The 25,508-nt window shown below is 63.1% G+C and carries 23 protein-coding genes; 9 read left to right on the forward strand and 14 right to left on the reverse strand.

Annotated features, from left to right (window positions below; all coding sequences use genetic code 11):
* Window positions 1-6 precede the first annotated feature (6 nt).
* The 9 genes from NKG60_RS15460 (at window position 7) to NKG60_RS15500 (ending at window position 10,253) form a co-directional block, all read left to right on the forward strand.
* Window positions 7-1,518: an aldehyde dehydrogenase family protein gene (locus NKG60_RS15460; protein ID WP_352665538.1), complete on the forward strand. Its 1,512-nt coding sequence runs from the start codon at window positions 7-9 to the stop codon at window positions 1,516-1,518.
* Window positions 1,519-1,577: 59 nt separating this feature from the next.
* Window positions 1,578-2,831 carry an ABC transporter substrate-binding protein gene (locus NKG60_RS15465; protein WP_352665540.1) on the forward strand — a complete coding sequence of 418 codons (1,254 nt, stop codon included), beginning with the start codon at window positions 1,578-1,580 and terminating at the stop codon, window positions 2,829-2,831.
* A 143-nt stretch (window positions 2,832-2,974) separates the two neighbouring features.
* On the forward strand, window positions 2,975-3,934 hold the full coding sequence (locus NKG60_RS15470) for a carbohydrate ABC transporter permease (protein WP_352665541.1): 960 nt from the start codon (window positions 2,975-2,977) through the stop codon (window positions 3,932-3,934).
* Window positions 3,931-4,875, forward strand: a complete 945-nt coding sequence (locus tag NKG60_RS15475; RefSeq protein ID WP_352975105.1) for a carbohydrate ABC transporter permease — start codon at window positions 3,931-3,933, stop codon at window positions 4,873-4,875. The genes NKG60_RS15470 and NKG60_RS15475 overlap by 4 nt, the downstream gene beginning before the upstream one ends.
* Window positions 4,876-4,879: 4 nt before the next feature.
* Entirely contained in the window at window positions 4,880-5,995 is a 1,116-nt protein-coding gene (locus tag NKG60_RS15480; protein WP_352975106.1) for an ABC transporter ATP-binding protein, read from the forward strand.
* A gap of 5 nt (window positions 5,996-6,000) precedes the next feature.
* On the forward strand, window positions 6,001-7,515 hold the full coding sequence (locus NKG60_RS15485; RefSeq protein WP_352975108.1) for a GMC oxidoreductase: 1,515 nt from the start codon (window positions 6,001-6,003) through the stop codon (window positions 7,513-7,515).
* Window positions 7,512-8,273 (forward strand): 3-ketoacyl-ACP reductase, encoded by a 762-nt coding sequence (locus NKG60_RS15490; protein WP_352975109.1) that lies wholly within the window; start codon window positions 7,512-7,514, stop codon window positions 8,271-8,273. The genes NKG60_RS15485 and NKG60_RS15490 overlap by 4 nt, the downstream gene beginning before the upstream one ends.
* 29 nt (window positions 8,274-8,302) lie before the next feature.
* Window positions 8,303-9,931 (forward strand): GMC family oxidoreductase, encoded by a 1,629-nt coding sequence (locus NKG60_RS15495; protein WP_352975110.1) that lies wholly within the window; start codon window positions 8,303-8,305, stop codon window positions 9,929-9,931.
* A 10-nt stretch (window positions 9,932-9,941) separates the two neighbouring features.
* Window positions 9,942-10,253: a Dabb family protein gene (locus tag NKG60_RS15500; RefSeq protein ID WP_352867198.1), complete on the forward strand. Its 312-nt coding sequence runs from the start codon at window positions 9,942-9,944 to the stop codon at window positions 10,251-10,253.
* Here NKG60_RS15500 and NKG60_RS15505 read toward each other — a convergent pair whose 3' ends face one another.
* The 14 genes from NKG60_RS15505 to NKG60_RS15570 all read right to left on the reverse strand — a co-directional run bounded on the left by NKG60_RS15505 (window position 10,254) and on the right by NKG60_RS15570 (window position 25,393).
* Entirely contained in the window at window positions 10,254-11,099 is an 846-nt protein-coding gene (locus NKG60_RS15505; RefSeq protein ID WP_023675361.1) for an EamA family transporter, read from the reverse strand.
* Window positions 11,100-11,106: 7 nt separating this feature from the next.
* A complete protein-coding gene (locus tag NKG60_RS15510; RefSeq protein WP_352867201.1) occupies window positions 11,107-12,021 on the reverse strand; it encodes an endonuclease/exonuclease/phosphatase family protein in 915 nt (304 codons plus the stop codon).
* An 89-nt stretch (window positions 12,022-12,110) separates the two neighbouring features.
* Entirely contained in the window at window positions 12,111-13,661 is a 1,551-nt protein-coding gene (locus NKG60_RS15515) for a cation:proton antiporter (RefSeq protein ID WP_352975111.1), read from the reverse strand.
* A 161-nt stretch (window positions 13,662-13,822) separates the two neighbouring features.
* Window positions 13,823-14,887 carry an ABC transporter ATP-binding protein gene (locus NKG60_RS15520; RefSeq protein ID WP_352665553.1) on the reverse strand — a complete coding sequence of 355 codons (1,065 nt, stop codon included), beginning with the start codon at window positions 14,885-14,887 and terminating at the stop codon, window positions 13,823-13,825.
* A 16-nt stretch (window positions 14,888-14,903) separates the two neighbouring features.
* Complete coding sequence (locus tag NKG60_RS15525; RefSeq protein ID WP_352867206.1) at window positions 14,904-15,695, reverse strand: ABC transporter permease; 792 nt, start codon at window positions 15,693-15,695, stop codon at window positions 14,904-14,906.
* Complete coding sequence (locus tag NKG60_RS15530; protein WP_352665555.1) at window positions 15,692-16,606, reverse strand: ABC transporter permease; 915 nt, start codon at window positions 16,604-16,606, stop codon at window positions 15,692-15,694. Before NKG60_RS15530 ends, NKG60_RS15525 begins: the two co-directional genes overlap by 4 nt.
* Before the next feature lie 64 nt (window positions 16,607-16,670).
* The gene (locus tag NKG60_RS15535) at window positions 16,671-17,777 is read right to left on the reverse strand and encodes an ABC transporter substrate-binding protein (RefSeq protein WP_352588184.1); all 1,107 of its coding nucleotides are present in this window, start codon (window positions 17,775-17,777) and stop codon (window positions 16,671-16,673) included.
* A 232-nt stretch (window positions 17,778-18,009) separates the two neighbouring features.
* Window positions 18,010-19,182, reverse strand: a complete 1,173-nt coding sequence (locus tag NKG60_RS15540) for an iron-containing alcohol dehydrogenase (protein ID WP_023719041.1) — start codon at window positions 19,180-19,182, stop codon at window positions 18,010-18,012.
* Between the two features lie 18 nt (window positions 19,183-19,200).
* Entirely contained in the window at window positions 19,201-20,622 is a 1,422-nt protein-coding gene (locus tag NKG60_RS15545; protein WP_352665559.1) for an aldehyde dehydrogenase family protein, read from the reverse strand.
* A complete protein-coding gene (locus NKG60_RS15550) occupies window positions 20,600-21,025 on the reverse strand; it encodes a type II toxin-antitoxin system VapC family toxin (RefSeq protein ID WP_352665560.1) in 426 nt (141 codons plus the stop codon). The genes NKG60_RS15545 and NKG60_RS15550 overlap by 23 nt, the downstream gene beginning before the upstream one ends.
* Window positions 21,009-21,413, reverse strand: a complete 405-nt coding sequence (locus NKG60_RS15555; RefSeq protein ID WP_352665561.1) for a helix-turn-helix domain-containing protein — start codon at window positions 21,411-21,413, stop codon at window positions 21,009-21,011. Before NKG60_RS15555 ends, NKG60_RS15550 begins: the two co-directional genes overlap by 17 nt.
* Window positions 21,414-21,513: 100 nt before the next feature.
* Window positions 21,514-22,884 carry a glutamine synthetase family protein gene (locus NKG60_RS15560; RefSeq protein WP_352665563.1) on the reverse strand — a complete coding sequence of 457 codons (1,371 nt, stop codon included), beginning with the start codon at window positions 22,882-22,884 and terminating at the stop codon, window positions 21,514-21,516.
* A gap of 105 nt (window positions 22,885-22,989) precedes the next feature.
* Window positions 22,990-24,546 (reverse strand): amino acid permease, encoded by a 1,557-nt coding sequence (locus NKG60_RS15565; protein WP_352665564.1) that lies wholly within the window; start codon window positions 24,544-24,546, stop codon window positions 22,990-22,992.
* Window positions 24,547-24,568: 22 nt separating this feature from the next.
* Window positions 24,569-25,393, reverse strand: a complete 825-nt coding sequence (locus tag NKG60_RS15570; RefSeq protein WP_352665566.1) for an N-formylglutamate amidohydrolase — start codon at window positions 25,391-25,393, stop codon at window positions 24,569-24,571.
* Between the last annotated feature and the right edge of the window lie 115 nt (window positions 25,394-25,508).

A 25,508-nucleotide genomic window follows, 5' to 3' on the forward strand; every position in this document is an offset into this window, starting at 1 on the left:
ACTCACATGAACGCGCCTCTCAACATCGCCATGCCCGCCGAGGCAGCCGCAGCGCCGAAAAGCTATCGGCTGCTGATCGCCGGCAAGTTCGTCGATGCCCAGGACGGCCGCACACTGGAGCGCAGCAGCCCCGGCCACGGCTTCACCGTCTCGCGCTATGCACAGGCCGGCGCGGCGGATGTAGAGGCGGCAGTACAGGCCGCGCACAAGGCCTTCGAGACCGGCCCGTGGCCGCGCATGAAGGCAGCCGAACGCGCCACGATCCTGCTCAAGGCGGCTGACCTGATCGAGGCGCGGCTGGACGAGATTGCCCGGCTCGACGCACTGGAATCCGGCAAGCCGATTGCCCAGGCGCGCGGCGAGATCGGCGGCGCCGTCGATATCTGGCGCTATGCCGCCGCACTCGCCCGCACGCTTCACGGCGAAAGCTACGCCAATCTCGGCGACGCCATGCTCGGTGTCGTGCTGCGCGAACCGATCGGCGTCGTCTCGATCATCACGCCATGGAATTTTCCGTTCCTTATCGTCAGCCAGAAACTGCCCTTCGCGCTCGCCGCCGGCTGCACGGCGGTGGTCAAGCCGAGCGAGATGACCTCGGCCTCGACTTTCGTACTCGGCGAGATCCTGATGCAGGCCGGCCTGCCGGACGGCGTCGTCAACATCCTTGCCGGGTTGGGCGCTGATGTCGGCGCACCGATGGTCAGCCATCCGCTGGTCGAGATGGTGTCGTTCACCGGCTCCACCCGCGTCGGCAGGATGACCATGGCGTCTGCCGCCAACTCGCTGAAGAAAGTCTCGATGGAGCTCGGCGGCAAGAACGGCCAGATCGTCTTTCCCGATGCCGACCTTGAGGCGGCCGCCGACGCGGCGGTATTCGGTGGCTTCTTCAATGCCGGCGAGTGCTGCAATGCCGGCAGCCGGCTGATCGTTCATGAGGCGATCGCCGACGAGTTCCTCGGCGCCGTCAAAGCACTCACCGCCAAGGTGATTGTTGGCGACCCGCTCGACGACCGCACCAAGGTCGGCGCGATGATCTCCGCCGACCATGTGGCCAAGGTCACCGGCTACGTGACGGCCGCGGAAAACGACGGCAGCCGGATCTATTGCGGCGGCAAGCAGCTTGCTTCGAGCGGCGGCCAGTATCTTGATCCGACCATCGTTGGCGACGTCACCGAAGACATGGCCATTGCGCGCGAGGAAGTGTTCGGTCCGGTGCTCTCGGTGCTGACTTTTGGATCGATTGAAAGGGCGTTGCACATCGCCAACAACACGCCCTATGGTCTGTCGGCGGGCGTGTGGAGCGCCAGTATTGATACCTGCATGTCGGTGGCGCGGAATGTTCGTTCGGGAACCGTTTGGGTGAACACGTTCATGGAGGGTTACCCCGAACTGCCTTTCGGCGGCTACAAGCAGTCCGGTCTCGGACGCGAACTCGGCAAGCGCGCCGTCGAGGATTATACAGAAGAAAAGACAATCCAGTTTCATCGCGGCCAGCGCACCGGATGGTGGGTCGGCTGAGTTGGGAAGAACCCGGTGGGCATCCGCCGGTCGTGTAAGTTCAACAAGGGAGGAAGTACATGTTGCGCAAACTGCTAATCGGGACGGCTCTCGCATCGGGCGTTGCGTTCGCGGCCCATGCCGAGGACGTCAAGGAAGTCCAGATGCTGCATTGGTGGACGTCGGGCGGCGAAGCTGCCGCGCTGAACGTGCTCAAGCAGGATCTGGCCAAGGAAGGCTTTGCCTGGAAGGACGTGCCGGTGGCCGGCGGCGGCGGCGACGCCGCCATGACCGCGCTGAAGGCGATGGTGGCAGCGGGCAACTACCCGACCGCCTCGCAGATGCTCGGCTACACCGTGCTCGACTATGCCGCCGCCGGCGTCATGGGCGACCTGACCGAGACGGCGAAGAAGGAAGGCTGGGACAAGTCCGTTCCAACGGCCTTGCAGAAATTTGCAGTCTATGACGGCAAGTGGGTCGCGGCCCCTGTCAACGTCCACTCGGTCAACTGGCTGTGGATCAACAAGGCGGTGATGGACAAGATCGGCGGCACCGAGCCCAAGACCTTCGACGACTTCATCGCGCTGCTCGACAAGGCCAAGGCGGCGGGCGTCATCCCGCTGGCGCTGGGCGGCCAGAACTGGCAGGAAGCCACCATGTTCGACTCGGTCGTGCTGTCGACCGGCGGGCCCGAGTTCTACAAGAAGGCCTTCAACGACCTCGACGAGGAGTCGCTGAAGTCCGATACGATGAAGAAGTCGTTCGACAACCTCGCCAAGCTCGTCACCTATGTCGACCCGAACTTCTCGGGCCGGGACTGGAACCTCGCCACCGCCATGGTCATCAAGGGCGATGCGCTGGTGCAGGTGATGGGTGACTGGGCCAAGGGCGAATTCAACGCCGCCAAGAAGGTCCCGGGCACCGACTTCCTGTGCTACCGCTTCCCGGGCACCGACGGCAGCGTCGTCTACAACTCCGACATGTTCGGCATGTTCAACGTTCCGGAGGACCGCAAGGCCGCCCAGATCGCCCTGGCCACCGCCACGCTGTCGAAGAGCTTCCAGTCGGCCTTCAACGTCGTCAAGGGCTCTGTTCCGGCCCGCACCGACGTGCCGGACACCGATTTCGACGCTTGCGGCAAGAAGGGCATGGCCGACCTGAAGGCCGCCAATGAAGGCGGCACGCTGTTCGGTTCGCTGGCGCAGGGCTATGGCGCGCCTCCGGCGGTTGCCAACGCCTACAAGGATGTCGTCTCGAAATTCGTCCACGGCCAGATCAAGACCTCGGACGAGGCCGTGACCCAACTGGTCAGCGCGATCGAAGACGCCAAGTAAGCGCCCGTCGATGTGAATGATCTCCCCGGCGCAAGCCGGGGAGAGTCCTCTGCGGTGGGGTTTGCGGTTGCGCCGACCGGCACGCTTTCGTGCCGCAGAGGCCGCGACAGCAGAATTCCGGACCCGCGATACGGAATGGACAGATGAGCACAGTTGCTGAAACCAGTATCACGCTGACGCCGGAGCACGATGCCCGTCCGGGCGCCACGGTGCGCTCACGCCTTCAGGACGCGCTGCCGAAGCTCGTGCTGGCGCCAAGCTTCGCCGCCACCGTCGTCTTCGTCTACGGCTTCATCCTGTGGACGATCTATCTGTCCTTCACCAACTCCAAGACCTTTCCCTCCTACGCCATCACCGGGCCACGCGCCTATCAGCGGCTATGGCGCTGGACCTTCGAAAGCGATCCGCCGTCCTCCTGGTACACATCGATCACCAATATGGGGATTTTCGGCTTCCTCTACATTTCCATCTGCCTGGCGCTCGGCCTGTTGCTGGCGATCCTGCTCGACCAGAAGATCCGCGGCGAAGGTGTGCTGCGGCCGATCTATCTCTACCCGATGGCGCTGTCCTTCATCGTCACCGGCGTTGCCTGGAAATGGTTTCTCGACCCCGGCCTCGGCCTCGAGCAGACGCTGCACCAATGGGGCTGGACGAGCTTCCATTTCGACTGGATCAAGAACAAGGATTTCGTCATCTACACGGTGGTCATCGCCGGCGTCTGGCAGGCATCGGGCTTCATCATGGCGATGTTCCTGGCCGGCCTGCGCGGCATTGACGGCGAGATCCTGAAGGCGGCGCAGATCGACGGCGCCACCACCTTCCAGCTCTACCGTCGCATCGTCATCCCGCTGCTGCGGCCGATCTTCCTGTCGGCCTTGATCGTGCTCGCGCACCTCGCCATCAAATCCTACGATCTGGTCGTCGCGCTGACCAGCGGCGGGCCGGGCGGTTCAGCCTGGCTGCCGTCCAATTTCATGTATGAGTACACCTTCAAGCGCAACGAAATGGCCGTCGGCTCGGCCAGCGCCGTGATCATGCTGATGACCATCACCGCGATCATCGTTCCCTATCTCTATTCCGAGCTTCGGGAGAAGCCGCGATGAGCGCCATAGCCACTCCTGCTCGCCAGAACACTGGCGGTATCAGCGCCAGGACGGTCAACCGTATCGTCATTTACGGGCTGCTGGCGCTGTTCGCGCTGTTCTACCTGATGCCGCTGTTCGTCATGCTGGTGACCTCGTTCAAGACCATGGACGAAATCCAGAACGGCAACATGCTGGCGCTGCCGCAGGCACCGACCTTCGCACCCTGGATAAGGGCGTGGAGCGAAGTTTGCTCGGGTCTCACCTGCGTCGGCATGAAGGGCTATTTCTGGAACTCGATCAAGATGGTGGTTCCGGCCGTCATCATCTCGACCCTGCTCGGTGCACTCAACGGCTATGTGCTGACGAAGTGGCGCTTCCGCGGGGCGACTCTTGTGTTCGGGCTGATGCTTTTTGCCTGCTTCATCCCGTTCCAGTCCGTCCTCCTGCCCATGGCAACGATCCTCGGCAGCCTCGGCCGGTTCGGCGTCAAGCTGCAGAACGCGACCGGCCTCACCTTCGGCTTCGGCAATCCGACGGTGAACCTGGTGTTCGTTCACGTCGTCTACGGCATCGGCTTCACCACCCTGTTCTTTCGCAATTATTACGAAGCGTTTCCGAACGAGTTGGTAAAGGCGGCCCAGATCGACGGCGCCAGCTTCTTCCAGATCTTCCGGCGCATCATGATGCCCAATTCGCTACCGATCATCGTGGTGACGGTGATCTACCAGTTTACCAACATCTGGAACGACTTCCTGTTTGCCTCCGCCTATGCCGGCTCAGGCGATGTGATGCCGATGACGGTGGCGCTGAACAACGTCGTCAACACCTCGACCGGCGTCGTCGAATACAACGTCAACATGGCGGCGGCGATGATCGCCGCGCTGCCGACGCTCCTCGTCTATGTGCTCGCCGGCCGCTATTTCGTGCGCGGCCTGATGGCCGGCGCCGTCAAAGGATAATCGCATGGCTTTTCTGGAAATTGACGGGCTGAAGAAGCGTTTCGGAGCGGTCGAGATCCTGAAAGGCATCGACCTCGACCTGGAAAAGGGCGGCTTCCTCGTGCTGGTCGGGCCTTCCGGTTGCGGCAAGTCCACGCTGCTCAACACCATTGCCGGCCTGGAAACCATCACCGAAGGCGAAATCCGCGTCGACGGACGCACGATCAACGATCTCCACCCCTCCAAGCGCGACATCGCCATGGTCTTCCAGAGCTACGCGCTCTATCCGAATATGACGGTGGCCGGCAATATCGCCTTCGGCATGGAGATGCGCGGCGTGCCGGCCGGCGAGCGCCAGAAGGCCATCGACAAGGTGGCGAAAGTCCTGCAGATCGGCCATTTGCTGAAGCGCAAGCCAAGCCAGCTTTCCGGCGGCCAGCGCCAGCGCGTCGCCATGGGCCGGGCGCTGGTGCGCGATCCGAAGCTGTTCCTGTTCGACGAGCCTTTGTCCAATCTCGATGCCAAGCTGCGCGTCGACATGCGCATCGAGATCAAGCGCCTGCACGCCACCACCGGCACCACCATCGTCTACGTCACCCACGACCAGATCGAGGCGATGACGCTGGCCACCAAGATCGCGGTGATGCGCGACGGCGAGGTGCAGCAGTTCGGTACGCCGGCCGAAATCTATAACAATCCGGTCAACCTGTTTGTTGCCGACTTCATGGGCTCGCCGGCGATGAACCTGATCCCGGCGACGATCGGCAGCAACGGCAGCGGCATCTCCGTCGTCATGGAGCGCGAGGCGCGCCAGCCGATCTCGCTGCCGCTGGGCAATGCACCGGCCGGTCTTTCGGCATTCCAGGGAAAACCGATCATCTTCGGCGTCCGCCCGGAAGCACTGACCGATCCCGAAGGGGCCGAACGCAACGCCTCGAACATCGCCCGCGCCGACTGTCACATCGAGGTCATCGAGCCGGCCGGCTCGGATACGTTCGCGGTCACCAATCTCGGCGGCAAGGCGGTGGTGGCGCGGCTGCGCGCCGATGCCAAAATCCAGCCCGGCACGGTCACGCCGCTCGCCTTCAATCTGACCAAGGCGGTGTTCTTCGATCCGGCGACCGAGAAACGCATCGGCTGACGGCCATGACAAATCCCGACATCGTCATCATCGGCTCCGGCATTGGCGGCGCCACGATCGCCTCCGGCCTAGCCGGCAGCGGCGCCTCGATCCTGATGCTGGAGCGCGGCGAACCACTGCCGGCAACGCCGCACACACGCGACACCCGCGCGATCTTCGTCGATGGCCACTACCGGCCGAAGGAGATGTGGCTCGAGGCAGGGGGAGCGCCTTTCAACCCGGGCAATTACTACTATGTCGGCGGCAATTCGAAATTCTACGGCGCGGTGCTGATCCGCTACCGCAGGCAAGACTTTTCGGAGATGGAGCACTATGGCGGCGTCTCACCGGCCTGGCCGTTTTCCTATGAGGAATTCGAGCCCTGGTATTCCCGGGCCGAGCAGCTTTTCCGCGTGCGCGGTGCACTGGGCGAAGACCCGACCGAGCCGTTCCACTCGATGCCCTACCCTTTCGGGCCGGTCCCCGACGAGCCGCCGATCGCGCGTGCGCGCGCCGAGCTCAGGAGCCTGGGCCTGCACCCGGCATCGCTGCCGCTCGGCGTCGACATCGAAGCCTGGCTGAAAGACGGCAGCACGCCGTGGGATGCGTTTCCCAACACCGGGGCCGGTAAGGTCGACGCGCAAACGGGACCGCTGGCCGCCGCCCTTGCCGACCAGAACTTCAAGCTCGAGACCGGCGCCCATGTCGAACATCTCGAGGCATCGCCGGATACCCGGACGATCGCCGCCGTTTACTATCGCCAGAATGGTACGCTGAAGAAAGTCGCGCCGAAGCTGGTCATCATTTCGGCCGGCGCGGTCAATTCCGCCGCCATCCTGCTGCGCTCGCCCACCCCTAAGGGCAAAGGCGGTGGCAAAGGCCTGGCCAACCGCTCCGACCAGGTCGGCCGCAACTTCATGAACCACAATTCGAGCGCCATGCTGGCGATCGATCCGCGCCGCCCGAACAAATCCGTCTACCAGAAGACGCTGATGCTGAACGACTATTATCTGTCCGACGGTAAGGGTGGCAAGCCGCTCGGCAATGTCCAGCTCCTCGGCAAGATCGACGGCAACATCCTCAAGGCCAATGTCAGGCGCGCGCCCAAATTCGCGCTCGATTTCATGGCCGGCCACGCCGTCGACTGGTACCTGATGTGCGAGGACCTGCCCGATCCCGAGAGCCGCATCATGGTCGACGGCAAGGACATCGTCATGCAGTGGCGGCGCTCCAACATGCAGTCGCTCGACGGACTGACCAAGGTGATGCGCGAGAATTTCCGCGCCTGCGGCTATCCGATCATTCTGTCGCGGCCGTTCGACAAGCGCACGCCCTCGCACCAATGCGGCACGGTGAAGATGGGCAACGATCCAGCGACCTCGCCGCTCGATCCGTTCTGCCGCTCCTTCGACCACAGTAATTTGTTCGTCGTCGATGCCGGCTTCCTGCCGAATTCGGCCGCCGTCAATCCGGCGCTGTCGATCGCCGCACAGGCGCTGCGCGTCGCCGATCATATCCGCAAGACGGAGCTTGCAACATGAGCCGCCCGGCAGCGATCGTCACCGGCGGCGCGCGCGGCATCGGCCTTGCCTGCGCCGAAGCGCTCGCAGATTCCGGCTTCGACATCCTCGTCGCAGACCTTACCGACGAAGCCGCCGACGGGCTCGCCGCCGACATCACCGGGCGCGGCGCGAAATTCGCCTATGTCAGCGGCGACATCGCCGACCTCGACGGCCATGCGGCACTTATCGATGCTGCATTGAATGCCTTCGGCCGCATCGACTGCCTGGTCAACAATGCCGGCATCGGCGCCGTCCTGCGCGGCGACCTGCTCGAGCTCAAGCCGGAAAATTTCGACCGGGTGCTCGGCATCAATCTGCGCGGCACCGTATTCCTCAGCCAGGCCGTTGCCAAAGCGATGCTCGGCCTGCCGAGCGATGGTGCGAGATCGATCATCACCATCACCTCGGTCAGCGCCGCCATGGCCTCGCCGGAACGTGCCGATTACTGCATCTCCAAGGCCGGGCTTTCGATGTGGGTGAAGAACCTGGCGCTGCGGCTTGCCAGCGAAAACATAGCCGTGTTCGAGGTGCGCCCGGGCATCATCCGCACCGACATGACAGCCGGTGTCACCGCCAAATATGACGGGCTGATCGACGGCGGGCTGGTGCCGGCAATGCGCTGGGGCGAGAGCGAAGATATCGGTGCCGCCGTGGCAGCACTCGCCGGCGGCAAGCTCGGCTTTTCGACCGGCTCGGTCATCAATGTCGACGGCGCGCTGTCGGTGCCGAGGCTATGAACAGGTGACGCCATGATCGACTACATCCCATGACCGACTACATAATCGTCGGCGCCGGCCCGGCCGGCTGCGTACTCGCCAACCGGCTGAGCGAAGATCCGTCGCATCAGGTACTGCTGCTCGAAGCCGGCGGCAAGGACTGGCATCCGCTGATCCACATGCCGGCCGGTTTTGCCAAGATGACCAAGGGCATCGCCGCCTGGGGCTGGTCGACGGTGCCGCAAAAGCACATGAACGACCGCGTCTTCCGATACACGCAGGCCAAGGTGATCGGTGGCGGCTCTTCGATCAACGCCCAGATCTACACGCGCGGCAACGCCCGCGACTACGACGCCTGGGAGAAAGAGGAAGGCCTTGCCGGCTGGGGCTATCGCGACGTGCTGCCCTATTTCAAACGCGCCGAGAACAACCAGCGCTACGCCAACGATTTTCACGGCGACCAGGGCCCGCTCGGCGTGTCGAACCCGATCGCGCCGCTGCCGATCTGCGAGGCCTATTTTCGCGCGGGACAAGAGATGGGCATTCCCTTCAATCCCGACTTCAACGGGGCGGCCCAGGAGGGCGTCGGTTACTATCAGCTGACGCAGAAGGACGCGAAGCGCTCCTCCGCCTCGGTCGCCTATCTCCGGCCGATCCGCGAGCGCAAGAATCTCACTATCAGGACCAGCGTTCTGGTGACGCGCATCGTCGTCGACAAGGGCCGCGCCGTCGGCGTCGAGATCGTCGACAGGCCGGGCGGCCAGCCAACGATCCTGCGCGCCGAACGCGAGGTCATCGTCTCGTCCGGCGCCATCGGCTCGCCGAAGCTTTTGATGCAGTCGGGCATCGGCCCGGCCGACCATTTGAAGGCGATCGGCGTGACACCGGTGCATGATTTGCCTGGCGTCGGCTCCAACCTGCAGGATCATCTCGATCTGTTCGTCATCGCCGAATGCACCGGCGACCACACCTACGACAACTATGCCAAGCTGCATTGGACGGCGTGGGCCGGCCTGCAATATCTGCTCCTGAAGAAAGGCCCGGTTGCCTCCAGCCTGTTCGAGACCGGCGGCTTCTGGTACGCCGATCCGACCGCCGCCTCTCCCGATATCCAGCTGCATCTCGGCCTCGGCTCCGGCATCGAGGCCGGCGTCGAGAAGCTGAACAATCCGGGCGTGACATTGAACTCGGCCTTCCTGCGCCCGCGCTCGCGCGGCACGGTGCGGCTGAACAGTGCCGACCCGGCCGACCACCCGCTGATCGATCCGAACTATTGGTCCGATCCCTATGACCGCGACATGTCGATCAAGGGGCTGAGGCTGGCGCGCGAGATCATGCGGCAGAAAGCGCTGCGGCCCTATGTGCTGCGCGAGGTACTGCCGGGACCTGACCTGCAGAGCGGCGACGAGTTGTTCGACTACGCCTGCCGCAGTTCCAAGACCGACCACCACCCGGTCGGCACTTGCCGCATGGGCCACGATGCGATGAGCGTGGTGACGCCCGATCTCAGGCTGCGCGGTATCGAGGGTCTGCGCGTCTGCGACGCCTCGGTAATGCCGCGCATCCCCTCCTCCAACACCAATGCGCCGACGATCATGGTCGGCGAAAAAGGCGCCGATCTGATCCTTGGCCGCGAGCCGCTGCCGCCGGCAGTGTTTTCCACCAACCGAGCGGCATGAGGGACAAGGAATGATCAGACACTGTGTTTTCGTCAGATTCCGCAACGATGTTGCCGACGCCGAGCGCGCGGCAATCCACGCCGATCTCGAAGCGTTGCGGACGGTGATCGACGGCATGGGCAAGGTCGAATTCAGCGCCAATACCAGCCCGGAACCCTTCGCCCGCGGCTTCACGCACGGCTTCACCATCGACTTTCGCGATGCCGCGGCACGCGACGGCTATCTCGAGCATGAAGCGCATCAGCGGGCCGGCGCAAGACTGGTCGCGGCGCTCGAAGGCGGCACCGACGGGCTGATGGTTTTTGACCTGGAGATCGCCTGACTATCCCATTCTCAGTGCAACGACGCCGGCGACGATGCTAAGCACCGCGGCACCTCGCCATGCCGTCATCTTCTCGCCGAGCGCGAACACCGAGATCATCATGGCGAACAGGATCGATGTTTCGCGCAGCGACGCCACCGAGGCGATCGGCGCCTTGGTCATCGCCCACATCACGATCCAGTAGGCGCCGCCGCTGAGCACGCCGGTATAGATTCCTGCCTTCCAGTCGCGCGCCAGCACCGGCAGCGCCTGTGGGCCGCGAAAGACGACGCACAGCACCAGCGCCCACAGCGCATCGCAGACGAACAGCCAGGCCGCATAACTCGACGCGGTGGCGGCCAGCCGCGCGCCGCTGCCGTCCGACAGCGTATAGCTGGCGATGAAGATCGATGTGCCCAGCGCGAAACCAACGGCGCGCAGGTTCAATTTCTCCAGATGCGCGCCGCCGCGAAACGACAGCACCAGCGTGCCCGCCGACAACAAGAGGATGCCGAGAATGGCGAGCGGCGCCGGCATCTCGGCAACCACCACAACGCCCCCCAAAGCGGCCAGCAATGGCGCAGTGCCGCGCGCCAGCGGATAGGTCTGGGCGAAATCGCCGGCCTTGTAGGCGCCGATCAGGAACGTCCTGTAGCCCATGTGGAAGACAACCGAGGCGAGGATGTACGGCCATACTTCCGGCTTCGGCACCTCGACAAAGGGCAACGTCACCAGCGCCGCGGCACCCATGCCGAGCGTCATCAGCGTGATCGACAGGAAACGGTCGAGATGGACCTTGACCAGCGCGTTCCAGATCGCATGCATGGAAGCGGCGGCGAGCACCGCGAAAAAGACAAACAGGCTCATTGGCGATTCATCCGCCGCCCGTCCCGATGACGATCGGCGTCTCCAGGTCGATATCGACCCAGAGGGGAAAATGGTCGGAGGCGATTTGGCCGATATCGGCGCTGATCGAGCGCACGCGCCCGGCAAACATGCCGCCGACGAAGCAATGGTCAAGCCGGCGCTTTGCGATCCTGCCGTCGATGGTCTTCACATGGGTATGAAAGTCCGACGTCGGTTCGCTGGCGACGGCGGCTGCGTCGACAAAACCGTCGAGATAGGCGGCACCGCGATGATAGGGCGTGCTGCCGACGATGCGGCGGTATTCTGCGCTGCCCGGCTCCATGTTGAAGTCGCCCATCCAGATCGCCGGCAAGGGGTTTTCCGGCTCCTGTTCGCCATTGCTCCAGTTGCGCGCCGGCTCGTCGTCGTCGCCGCTCCATGGCCCGCCCTCGGACGGCGCGCGGCGATGCTCGGCGAGCAAATAGTCGATCTGCTCCAGCCGCTCCTCGGCGGCCACATGCGCCAGATGCAGCGAAAAGAACCGCACCGGGCCGGCGGGGGTGCGGATCATGCATTCGAGTGCGGCGTTGCGGGTGTTGAGCGGACGAAGCGCGCGCCTGAGCGGCAGCGTATGAAGCCGTGACCAGACGATCGGCAGCTTCGACAGAACCATGGTGCCGAATTGCCGCCGCCGGTTGATGATGCGGCCGTCACGCCGTTGGCTGGCATCCATGTCGAAGGCCGGGCCATAGACCCAATGATAGTCGGGCAGCAATTGCGAAAGAAGTTCCGGCTGGTCGTCCTCGTTGCTGCGCCGCCAGTGCCGTTCCACTTCCTGCAAGGCGATGATGTCGGCGCCGGCCACGATCTTGGCGCAACGCGCCAGATCGTAGCGGCCGTCGCTGCCGAAGCCGTACTGGATGTTATAGCTGACCAGCTTCATTGCTTATCCGGCTCAATTTCTTGCTGGCAGTAGCCGTTCGCTGGATTGGTTGCAATGTGCAGCCGGACAGAGGCAGCTTGGGCCAGATGCTAAGTGGTTAGCGGCTGGAACCGACCGGGCGGGGATGCTGCCAGTTCCGACCAGTCGATCTCTTCCTCGAGGCGGTGGTAGGCCTCGTCGCCGATCGTTCCGTCGCTGCGCAAGCGCTCCAGCGCATCGCGCTGGCTCTTGATGGCATAAAGACGTAATCTGTCATACTCGGTCGCCGCCTGGGCATCCTCCGGGTTTTCGGCGATGGCGCGCTGGGCGGCATATTGCTCTCGCACCGCCCCTGCCGCGCTCGATGTCTTGCCGCTGAGCACGTCCAGCGCCGCCTGCATGATGACGACGCGCGCCTGCGCCACTTCCCGGTCGACCGTCCGGTCGAGGTCGAGATTGAGCAGAAGCAGCAACGGTTTCAGGCTGACGCCTTGCAGCACCAATGTGCCGAGCACGACCGTGAAAGCAGCGAGCACGATCGGATCGCGGCCCGGAAAGTCGGCCGGCAAGGCAAAGGCCGCCGCAAGCGTCACCAGGCCGCGCATGCCGCACCAGCCGATGAGCACGCCGCCGCGGAATGTCGGTGCGTCCTTCCGCCTGTCTTCGTCGCCCAGACGTGCCAGCCCTCTGAGGATCGCGCCGCAGCCCAGCACCCAGACGAGCCGCGATACGATGACGACGGCCAGTACAGCCAGGGCAAAGACGAATGCCTCGCTTTGGCCTTGCTCGGCAAGTCGGCCCACGATCGATCGCGCTTGCAGGCCCATCAGAACGAAGGCCAGAACATTGAGCACGAACACTGCCGTCTCCCAGACCGAGTAGGAGCTGACACGATTCCTTGCCGGCATGCGGCGCGGCGACGTACGTGCGATCGTCATGGCATAGACGACGATCGTGATGATGGCGGAAAGCCCTATCCTGTCGGCCAGGATCCAGACGCCGAAGGTTGAGGCGAATTGGACCACTGTGCCGCTCGCCGGGTCGTCGATGCGGCCGAGTATCGCGAGAGACAACCGGCCGAGCACATAGCCTGCGGCAAGGCTGCCGACCGTCGACAGCAGGATCATTGGTACGGCACTGCTCAACAGGATGGAGCCGGCGGCTGCGGAAACCGACATCCTGTAGATCAACAGCGCGGTGGCGTCGTTGAGCAGGCTCTCGCCTTCCAGGATGGCGGTGATGCGGTGCGGCACCTTGAACTGTCCGAGCACGGCCGCCGCTGCCACGGCATCGGGCGGCGCCACGATCGCGCCAATTGCTATGGCGGCGGCGATGGGCAGGCCTGCCATCGTCCAGCCGACCAGCGCGACCGTCACCGTGGTAAAGATGACGGCGCCAAGCGCCAGCAGGATGAGCGAAACCTTGTAGCGGTTGAGATCGCGCAGCGACGTGTCATAGGCCGCATCGAGCAGAACCGGCGCGATGAACAGAGCGAGCGCCAGCTCCGGGTCAATCTCGATGGTCGGTGCAAACGGCAGGAAGGCGATGCCGGCGCCGGCCAGCGCCAGCAATGACGGATAGGGAATCTGCAGACGCCGCGACAGCGCGGTCAGGGCGACCGCGATGAGAAGCAGGACAAGGGTGAGTTCAAAAAGCGCCATGCCCTATCGTAGCGGTGAAGCCGGGCGATTGGCACTGCAAAAACGGCCACGGCCTTGGCTGCTGGTGAATGGTGAATGGTGAATGGTGAATGGTGAATGCTTGCTTGCAGGGTAATTTCGGCGCGTAAAGTGCCCTCTTACTATTCACTATTCACTATTCCCTAATGCAGCACGAGCATGTCGCCCGACGAGAACGAAATCTCGGCCTTTTCGCCGACGGCTGGCGGCGGCGTGGCCGGACTGTTGAACGTGTCGAGCGAGACCGTGCTGCCGCCGATGCCGACGCGCACCCGGATGACCGAGCCGAGGAAATGCACCTCCGCGATTTCACCCGAAAGGCTGGAATCGCGGCCGGGGTGTCGGCCGAGCGAGATCGCCTCGGGCCGCAGCGCCAGCGACAACGTGTCGCCGGATTTCGAGCCGTTGAGCTTGCCCTTGAGCGAGACCTCTTGCGAATTGACGCGCACCTTGCCTGATGCCGCGTCGGTGACTGTGCCTTCGAGCACGTTCAGCGTGCCGACGAAATTGGCGACGAATTTGGATGCCGGCCGGTTGTAGATCTCGAACGGCGTGCCGACTTGCTCGGCCTTGCCGCCATGCATGACAGCAATGCGGTCGGAGATCGACAGCGCCTCTTCCTGGTCGTGGGTGACGAAGATGGTGGTAATGCCGAGCTTCTTCTGGATCGAGCGGATTTCCTCGCGCAGTGATACGCGCACCTTGGCGTCGAGCGCCGACAGCGGCTCGTCGAGCAGCAGCAGCTTCGGCTTGGGCGCAATCGCCCGCGCCAGCGCGATGCGCTGCTGCTGGCCTCCGGAGAGCTGGTAGGGATAGCGGTCGCCCATCTGCGGCAGCTTGATGATGTCGAGCATTTCGGCAACGCGCCTGTCGGCATCGGCCTTCGGCATACCGGCGACCTTCAGCCCGAAGCCGATATTCTGCGCCACCGTGAGGTTCGGAAACAACGCATAGGCCTGGAACACCATGCCGACATTGCGCTGATTGGGCTTGAGCCGGGTGATGTCCTTGCCGGCCACGACGATCTTGCCGGCGGACGGCTCCTCGAAACCGGCGACCATGCGCAGCACCGTCGTCTTGCCGCAGCCCGACGGGCCGAGGAAGGAGACGAATTCGCCCGGCTCGACGTCGAGGTTGAAATCCTGCACCACCGTGGCGGCGCCGAAGGATTTTCGCACATGCTGGATTGAGAGGAATGGCTCGGTCATGGCTTTTTCCTTCGGGTCAGTTCGGACGGTTCGCCGATCGCGGCGCGAAGCGCGACAGGATCTGGATCAGCGACATGCAGCCCCAGGTGATGGCGAAGGCGATGATGGCAAGCGCCGCCGGCTCGTAGGCGCGGTTGGCGCCAACGTTCTGCAGATAGGGTCCGAAGGCAGGCCGGTTCAGCAGGCTGGCCATGGTAAATTCACCGATGACGATGGCGAAGGTCAGGAAGGCGCCCGACAGCACCGCGATCAGCACGTTGGGCAGGATGACCCGGGTGATGATCGTGCCCCAGCCGGCGCCGAGGATCTGCGCCGCCTCGGTTAGTGTCCGCACATCGATCGTGCGAAGCCCGGTGTCGACGGCGCGATACATATAGGGCAGCGCCAGTGTCGCATAACCGATGACCAGCAAGGCATTGGCTCCTGTCTCGCTGGCCAGGAACGGCAGCGGTGAGTTAGACCCGTACATTCTGATGTAGCCGAAGACGATAACGATTGCCGGGATGACCAGCGGCAGCAGCGTGATGAACTCGACGACGGGCCTTAGCTGCGGCAGCCGCAGACGAATCCAGTACGCCGCCGGCACCACCACCAGCACGCCAAGGACGATGGTGAAGATGGCGGCGACCACCGAATAGATGAAGGTCGCCTGGAAGCGGGGATCGCCGAGCACGACCTGATAGGCATCGAAGGAATAGGCGCCGCGCCGCATGCGCATGGAGAATTCCACGGTCGCGATCAGCGGAATGAAGAAATAGGCCGCGCCCAGCGCGAAGACGACCCAGGCCCAGAATCTGCCGGACTTCATTTGAGCCACCTCTCAGAGCGCGTCCGGAACCAGATGTAGAAGACATTGGCCAACCCGGTGATGACGATCATGCCGAAGGCGATGGCGTAGCCGAGATGGGCATTGTGCAGCACGTCACCGCGGATCTGCGCGTAGAGCAGGATAGGGACGATGTTAAGCGAGGAGCCGGTCAGAGCGTAAGCGGTGGCGATGGCACCGAAGGCGTTGGCGAATAAGAGGATGACGGTGCCGAGGAAGCTTGGCCAGATCACCGGAATGACGACCATGCGCCAGAACTGCGCCTGGGTCGCGCCAAGCGTTGCCGCCGCTTCGCCCCATTCCTTCTTCAGCCCGTCGATCGCCGGCACGATGATCACCACCATCAGCGGGATCTGGAAATAGACATAGGTCAGCGTCAGGCCCCAGAACGACAGGATGTTGAAACCATGGGCATAAATGTTGAAGCCGACCAAGACGTTGAGCAGCACCGTGGCGAGCCCGAGCCGGCCGAGCGTCGCGAGAAAGGCGAAGGCCAGCGGCACGCCGGCAAAATTGGAGGCCACGCCGGAGAAGGTCAGTGTCGCCGAGCGTATCCACTCCGGCAGCCCGCCGCGCACGATGGCAACGGCAATGGCAAGCCCGGCGAACGCACCGATCAGCGACGAGGCGAGGCTGACCTTGATTGAGATCCAGTAGGCGGCAACGATCGACGGCTGCGCCAAGGCCGCTATGTTTTCGAAAGTGAATTCGCCGGCATCGTTCCGGAATGCGCCCAGCATCAGATAGAGCGTCGGCAGGATCAGGAACATGATGGCGAAGATGAAGAAAGGCGCAACGCCAAGCCATTGCGTCGGCAGCCTCATGCTGCGGGCGTCGGCGGGAGGCGCGGTCTTCCCGGCAACAGCGTGATCGGACAACGAGATATCGGTCATGCGCCGGCTACCGTCCTGGAGGTATGCCGGGCGGCGATCTAAGCCGCCCGGCTGATCTCAAGTCTTACTTGACGTTGGCGCCGACGACGGCGTCCCAGTTCTTTGTGATGGCTTCCTTGGCCTTGCCCTGCTCGTCGAGCGTCGGGAACACCGCGGCTGCATAGGACTCGGCCGGCGGCAGCTTGGCCATCACGTCAGCCGGGAGCTTGCCGTTCTTGGCAAGGTCGTTGAAGCGGATCGGGTGGCAATAACCCTTCAGCCAGCCGATCTGGCCTTCGTCGGAATAGAGATATTCCAGCCATAGCTTGGCAGCATTCGGGTGCGGCGCGTAGGCGCTGATCGCCTGGACATAGACGCCGGCGACGACGCCGGTCTTCGGCACGACGACGTCGACCGGCGGATTGCCTTTCAGCGTGTCGCGGCCGGCAAGCGCGTTGTAATCCCAGGTCACCAGGATTGGCGTCTGGCCTTGGGCAAGCGTCGCGGGCTTGCCAATGACCGGCACGAAATTGCCGGCGGCGTTGAGCTTCTTGAAGAAGTCGAGACCAGCCGTGCCGGCAGCTTCGCCGGCAGCCGCACCGCCGGAAAGGCCGGCGGCATAGACGGCCTGGATGGCCTGGTTCGAAGCGCGCGGGTCACCGGCGAGCGCCACGGTATTGGCGAACTCCGGCTTCAGCAAGTCGGCCCAGTCGGCCGGCGCTTCCTTGACCAGGTCCTTGTTCACCAGGAACGAAAGCACGCCGTAATAGTCGCCGGTCCAAAAGCCTTCGGCATCCTTGGCGCTGTCCGGGATCGAGTCCCAGGTTGATACTTTATAAGCCTGGATCAGGCCATCCTTCTTTGCGGTCGGACCGAAGCTCAGGCCGACGTCGATGACGTCGGGCGCCTGCGGGCCCTTGTTGTCCTTGTTGGCCTTGATCGCCTCGACCTCGTCGCCTGAGCCGGCATCGGGGTTGAGTTCGTTGATGGTGATTTCCGGATATTTCGCCTTGAAGCCGTCGATGACCGCGCCGTAGCCGCACCAGTCATGCGGCAGCGCGATGGTGGTGAGCTGGCCTTCTGCCTTGGCTGCGGCGACCAGTTCATCCATGGACTGGGCCGACGAGATGGCAGAGGTCGCCATCAGGGCGACGGCCGAAAGGGAAAGCAGTTTTCCCGTGAATTTGAACATGTGTTCTCTCCGTTGAACTGACGCCGTTGGACGCCTGCGATGCGGTATCGTTTTCGTGTGACAGCCAGATGAAAGCTTTGTGAAACCGGCGCCCCGCAGTACGAAAAAGTAAACTCTTTTTAACCGGCTGTAGCAATCGCTGCGCCGTTATTTTTCCGGCTAACTAGTTTCGGCCTTGCCTTTCATCCTTCCCCCTTTCTTCGCCTCTTTTCCCAAGTCGATTTCCGATGCCTCAGACGGCGCCGGCGATGGCGTTTTCGAGCAGCGTCAGCGCCGCCTTCTTGGTCAGCTTGACCGGGTTGCCGCCGGCGGTCGGGTCGACCACCGCCATGTCGGCGATCAGGCCCTTGCGCTTCTTGTCCATGTCGAGCCCCTTGATCAGGCCGGGTAGTGCGTGCGGAACCTTGAGCTCCTTGCGCAGCTTGACGATCGCCTTGGCAAAGCCGTCGAAGCCGCCCTTGATTCCGCAATAGGCGGCGAGCCGGGCTATACGTGGCTCGATCGCCTCGCGGTTGAAGGCCAGCACGTAGGGCATGAACACGGCGTTGGTCATGCCGTGGTGGGTGTCGTAGAGCGCGCCGATCGGATGCGACAGCGAATGAATGGCGCCAAGCCCTTTCTGGAAGGCGGCCGCTCCCATGGCAGCGGCGCTCATCATGTTGGCGCGGGCGACCAGATCCTTGCCGTTGGCATAGGCTTTCGGCAGGTTTTCGAAGACCAGCCTTATGCCTTCCACCGCGATGCCGTCGGCCATCGGGTGATAGCCCGGCGCGCAATAGGCTTCGAGGCAATGGGCAAGCGCATCCATGCCGGTGCCGGCTGTGATGAAGCCGGGCATGCCGACCGACAGCTCCGGATCGGCAATGACGATTGCCGGCAAAAGCTTCGGATGGAAGATGACCTTCTTGGTGTGGGTCGCTTCATTGGTGATGACACCGGCGCGGCCGACTTCCGAACCGGTGCCGGCCGTGGTCGGCACGGCGATGATCGGCGCGATCGCATCGGCATCGGCGCGCGTCCACCAGTCGCCGACATCCTCGAAATCCCAGACCGGACGTGTCTGCCCGGCCTGGAAGGCGATCAGCTTGCCGAGGTCGAGCGCCGAGCCGCCGCCAAAGGCGATGACGCCGTCATGCTTGCCCTTCTTGAACACGGCAATGCCGGCGGTCAGGTTGGAATCCACCGGGTTCGGCTTGACCTCGGAAAACACGCCATACGGCACCTTGGCGTCGTCGAGGATCTTCAGCGTCGAGGCCACCACCGGCAGCTTGGCCAGTCCCGGATCGGTGACGAACAGCGGCCGCTTGATGCCGGTCGCCGCCAGCACCTCCGGCAATTCCTTGATGCGCCCCGCGCCGAAGCGGACGGTCGTCGGGTAATTCCATTTGGAAACGAGTTTTGTCATTTGTTGTCTTTCAGAAAATCAGATGGCTTCGCGCAGATGGTATGATTTCGGCCTGGTCAGATTGTCGTAGCCGGTGGCCGACAGTGCCGCGCCCTTGCCGGTGTCCTTGACGCCGGTCCAGACCAGCGCCGGGTCGAGATAGTCGCAGCGGTTCATGAACACGGTGCCGGTCTCGACGCGATCGCCGATCGCCGCCGCATGGTCGGTGTCGCGCGTCCAGATCGAGGCCGTCAGCCCATAGGGGCTGTCGTTCATCAGCGCGATCGCTTCCTCGTCGTTGCGCACCTTCATGATGCCGACGATCGGGCCAAAGCTTTCCTCGCGCATGACGCTCATCTGGTGGTCGACCTGGGTCAGCACTTCCGGCGCCAGATAGGGCGAACCTTGCCTGTCGTTGGCCACCTTCATATTGATATGCGCCCTGGCGCCTTTGCGCAGCGCCTCGGCCTTCTGCTCGCGGATCAGGTCGGCGAAGCGCGCCTGCGCCATCGGCCCCATGGTGGTCGCCTGGTCGAGTGGATTGCCGACGACGTAGTTCCTGGTCTCGGCAATGAAGCCTTCGACGAATTCGTCGTAGACCTTCTCGTGGACATAGACGCGCTCGATGCCGCAGCAGCACTGGCCGGAATTGAAGAAGGCGCCGTCGACCAGATTGGCAACGGCATGGTCCATCTTGGCGTCGGGCAGCACATAGGCGGGATCCTTGCCGCCGAGTTCGAGGCCAAGCGTCATGAAGGTGCCCGCCGCCGCCTTTTCGATGGCGCGGCCGCCGGCGACCGAGCCGGTGAAGTTGACATGGTCGATCTTGCCGGAGCCGAGCAGCCTTTCGGTCTGCGCGTGGTTCATGACGAGGTTCTGGAACAGCCCCTTGGGCAGGCCGACCTCATCGAACGCCTGCTGAAACCGTTCGCCGACCAACAATGTCTGCGCCGCGTGCTTGAGGATGACGGCGCTGCCCGCCATCAGCGCCGGCACGATGGTGTTGACGGCAGTGAGATAGGGATAGTTCCACGGTGCGATCACCATGACCACGCCGAGTGGCACCTTCTTCACATAACGACGAAAGCCGTCCTTCGGGTTGGAAGCCATGACCGGCTTCAGTGCCGCCTCGGCGATCTCGACCATGTAGCTGACGCGTTCCCTGACGCCGCCGAACTCGCCGCCATAGCGCACCGGCCTGCCCATCTGCCAGGCGATCTCCGGCACGATCTCGTCGGTCATGGCGACCAGCGCTTCCAGCATGGCAAGCATGTACTTGCCGCGCTCGACGACTGGCGTCTGCGCCCACTTCTCCTGCGCCGCCTTGGCACGTTCGACCGCGGCACCGATCGCCTGATCCGTCGCCAGAGGCCGTTCGGCATAGATCGAACCGTCGACGGGGGATTTTATTTTCACGGTTTCCAAAGAGGTCTCCAAATCAACAAGGAATTGTTTTGACATAGCCGGCCGCGCCATAGGCAAGGATTGCGCGATCGCGGGTGATGATCTCGAGGTTTTTCGAACGCGCCGTGGCTATGATGATCCGATCCGTCGGATCATTGTGAACGACGCCGGGCAGGAACGAAGACTCGACCAAAAGCTCACTGTCGATCCCCTCGACGCTCGCTGCCCCGGTCTGCACGAACCGTTCGAACCATGCGAGCGGCGACTTGATGAATGGCAACCGGCCCTTGGCTACAAGCACGCCGATTTCCCAGGCGGACATCACGGAAACGGCGATCACGCTGCCATTTTTGCGTGCGCTGGTCACCTTCTCGACCGCAGTCCTCGTGACCGGCTGCTCCGTTGACAGCCACAGCATGAAGCATGTGTCGAGCAGAACCCCCTCACTCGTCATAGACATTGCCCCAATCCGGATCGGCGGGCGCGGTATAGTCGACATCCGGAAGCAGAGTGAGCGTCCCGGCCATGCATCCAAACAACGGATCGGCACCCCGAGGCGGCACGATGTACTCTTCCTTGTTGCCGTTCATGTCGTCCACGGAATCCACTTGCCCCTCCTTGAAACCAGACCGGCGATCAGGCTCCGGTGGCCTCGTCGCATCACTGGAACTTCCGAGGTGCACCAATATCTCGCTTTCCTGCCGGTCGAGAATTTCAGCTATCTTGCGTATCTCGTCGACCTGCATGCGCCGCTCGCCGTTCAGTGTCCGCGACAAGGCGCTGTAGTGTATGTTCATGCGGCCGGCCATGCTGCGTACCGTGAGCTTGCGCTCGTTCATTCGACTCATGAACCACGCCTTGTCGACATGGGCTCTACCTTTGGGCAACGCTGCCTCCAGGGTGTTGCGGTGCGATAACCGCAACAATATTGCGTAAAGTGCAACGCCGTCAATACCGCTCGAACCCCCTGTGCAGTTCCCAGTCCGTAATCCGGCGGTCGTACTCGAACTGTTCCCAGTGTGCCGTGTGGACGTAATGTTCCAGCACATCGTCACCGAGCGCCTGCCTCAGCATTTTCGATTCCGCCAGCGTCGCGGTGGCGTCGCGCAATGTCTTTGGAATTTCAGGCAGCTGCGAGGCCTGGTAGGCATCACCGACGAAGGGCTTCTGCAGTTCAAGCTTTTCATCGATGCCGGCAAGCCCGGCCGCGATCAGCGCGGCGAAAGCCAGATAGGGGTTCAAATCGGCGCCGCCGATGCGGCATTCCATACGGATGCCCTTGGTGCCCTCGCCGCAAAGACGGAAACCGGCGGTACGGTTGTCCTCGCTCCACATGATCTTGGTCGGCGCAAAGGTGCCGGCCTGGAAGCGCTTGTAGGAGTTGACGTAGGGCGCCAGGAACCAGGTGAATTCCTTGGCATATTTGAGCTGGCCGGCCGCCCATTGCTGGCCGAGTGTCGACAGCGTCCACTCGGCATTTTTGTCGTAGAATAATGGCGTCTTGCCGTCGGCGCTCCACAGCGAATTATGGATGTGGCTGGAATTGCCGGCGAGCCCGTAATTGTACTTGGCCATGAACGAGATCGCCTTGCCTTCGGACTCGGCGATTTCCTTGGCGCCGTTCTTCAGGATGACGTGGCGGTCGGCCATGTCGAGCGCCTCGGCATAGCGGACATTGATCTCCTCCTGGCCGGGACCCCACTCGCCCTTCGAATTCTCGATCGGGATGCCGGCCGCCTCCATCTCGTTGCGCAGCCGGCGCATGACGCCTTCTTCCTTGGTGGTGATGCCGATCTGGTAGTCGCCGATGTAGGGCGATGCCGTCTCGAGGCCCTGCCAGTGCTTCTTGCGGGCGGAATCGTAGGTTTCGCTGAACAGATAGAATTCGAGCTCGGAAGCGAAATAGCCGATATAGCCGCGATCCTGCAGCCGCTTGACCTGCTTCTTCAGCATGGCGCGCGGCGAATGCGCCAGGTCGTCATGGGTATGGTGGTCGAGCACGTCGCAAATCACCAGCGCCGTCTTCTCCAGCCACGGAACGCGCCGCAGCGTCGCAAGGTCCGGCTTCATGACGAAATCGCCATAACCCTTCGACCAGCTCGCCGCCTTGTAGCCCGGCACCGGTTCCATATCGATGTCGGCGGCCAAGAGATAGTTGCAGCCATGCGTCTCGTCATGCGCGGAATCGACGAAATAGCGGGCCAGGAACCGCTTTCCCGCGAGCCGCCCCTGCATGTCGACGATGCAGGCCAGCACCGTGTCGACCTCGCCGCTGGAGACCGCTTGCTTCAACTGGTCGAACGAGAAATTTCCGGCCATTCCTTTGGTACTCCAGCGCTTGTCGTTTCGGGCTTGTAAAAAGCCACTTTGAAGATGTGGGAAGCTATGGCCGGCAAAGCGCCGGCCATAGTTGGAGGACTTGCCTCAGTGGCCGGTCTCGCCGACGGCCTGTTCCGCAGCCTTGATCGCTGCCTGGCGCGCCGCGATGATGTCGCCGAGCGGCGGGCCCTGGAAGCGGTTGCGCTCGAAGGCAAACCAAACGATCGCCGTCAGGATGAAGAAACCGACGGTGATGTAGAGCGCCCAGTCGTTCGGCGGCTGGATGCCGATGACGAAGATCAGGAGCATCGACAGGATCGAAAGCACGCCGAACAGCATGAAGATGGCGCGCCCCATGTTCCACGGTCCCATCTTGTCCCATTTCGGCGTTCCCCAGGCCAGCATGCCGAGCACGATCGGCACGGTGAAGGAGAGGAACAGGAAGATGACGGTGCACGACACGACGATGGTGTAGGCCGAGGTGCCTGCGACTGAAACCAGCGTCGAGCCCCAGACGAACAGGACGGACAGGATCGACGCCGTCCAGATCGCCGCCACCGGCGTGCGGTAGGTCGGGCTGACCTTGGCCAGCGCCGAGGAACCCGGCAGGCCGCCGTCACGCGAGAAGGCGAAGATCATACGCGAGGCGGAGGTGACGGTGGCGAGGCCGCAAAGCAGCTGTGCCAGGAAGACGACGAGGTAGACGAACTCCTTGATGCCGGGGCTGACGCGCTGGTCGAAGGCCCAGAAGAACACGTTCCAGCCCTGCTTGGCCGCATCGTCCATATTCGGGATCATCAGCACGAAGGCTGCGAGGAAGAGATAGCCGAAGACGGCCGACCAGATCACCGACATGACCATGGCGCGGGGCACGGAGCTCGCCGCCTTGATGGTTTCCTCGGAAGTATGCGCCGACGCGTCGTAGCCGGTGATCGTGTAGATCGGCAGCAGCAGGCCAAGTGCGAACACCCAGGCATTGGATACCGACGGCCAGACACCGGCGCCGGCATCGCCGGAATAATTGTGGAAGGTGAACAGCCGGCTGAAATCCCAGGTTTCGGCCGAGATCAGGCAGACGACCGCGATGAGGATCGAGCCGAAGAAGATGAGGTAGCCCGAGAAGTCGGTCAGCTTGGCGGTCAGCTTGATGCCGAGATGGTTGATCAGTGCCTGGGCGCCGGTGATGACGACCAGGAAGATCATCTGGTTGGTCAGCGTACCCTCGATGCCGAGCGCCGGTCCGAAGGCGCCAAGGAAAAACGTCCAGGTGCCGACATTGATGGCGCCGAGCACGGTGATCAGGCCGAGCAGGTTGAGCCAGGCCGTCACCCAGCCGGTGCCGCGATTGCCGAGGATCGAGCCCCAATGATAGAGGCCGCCGGCGGTCGGGTAGGCCGAGCTGATCTGCGACATCGCTACAGCGAAGGTCAGCGAAACGAAACAGCCGACCAGCCAGCCAATGCCGATACCGATGCCGCCGGAGCCGGAGGTTGCCTGCGCCAGCGAGTTGATGCCGCCGGACAGGATGCAGATGATCGAGAAGGAAACCGCGAAATTCGAAAAGCGACTGAGGCGCCGCTCCAGTTCCTGGGCGTAGCCCATGTTGTGGAGGACCTTTACGTCCTCTGCCTTGTCAACTTCAGTGTAGCCCGGTGCTGCCATTTTTTAGTCCCCTGTTGGTTTCTTAGCTGGCCGATTGAACTGACTTTCCGACTGCGCTTGGTCTGGGACCCTTGGCCGCCTCGGGCTCCAGATTGAGAAAAATACCCGTGAGCAGATCCGCCCATTTCCGCTGCCCGGCTGCGCCGGCGATCTCGTCGTTGCGGATTTCAATCATTGCGCAGGGCAGCCCGCGCGAGCGGGCATGGCGTTCCAGTGTGAAATAGACGCGGTCGGCCGGCGAATAGGGTTCATTGACGCCGACGGCGATGCCCGCAAGCTGCTGGAGCGCCGCGATCAGCGGCGCCGCCAGCCGGCGGTCCTCGTCATGGATGATGCCGATGTGCCAGGGCCGGCTCTTGCCCTTGTACACCGGCGTGAAGGAATGGACGGATACCAGCCGCGTCTCCCGCCCGGCCGCCAGACGCTCGTCGATGATCGTCGCGATCCGGTCGTGGAACGGCCGCCAAGCCAGCGCAATGCGCGCCTGCCGCTCGTCGGCGGAAAGCCCCTGGTTTGCCGGGATCACGGTTTTTTCGCTGGCGCTGACCGTCACTATCAGGTCCGGCGCGTCGAGCGGCCGGTTGCAGTCGATGACGAGCCGCGAGATGCAGGTCTCGACCAGCGTCGCATCGAGCACCTCGGCCATGCGGCGCGCTACCGGCAAGGCGCCGGGATCCCAAGCGATGTGGCGGGAAAGCTCCTCGGCGGCAAGTCCGAGCGTTCCGAATTCAGGCGGCAGGAAATTTGAGGCGTGGTCGCAGGTCAGCACGAAAGGGCTTGATCCGCCGGGGTTCGTCACCCTTACGGTCTCAGGCGATGCAAGGCTGGCGGGCCGTGCTGTCTCCATTGTCTGCTGTCCCCGGGGAGCGCTGTATCGTATGTTACGTATTTTCCCTCATTGCGTCCCTGCGGATGATTTCATACAGTTTGGTCGGCTTTGTCAAACGCGATTTCGATAACGC

The sequence above is a fragment of the Mesorhizobium sp. M1428 genome (genome assembly GCF_040317515.1).
Lineage (GTDB): Bacteria > Pseudomonadota > Alphaproteobacteria > Rhizobiales > Rhizobiaceae > Mesorhizobium.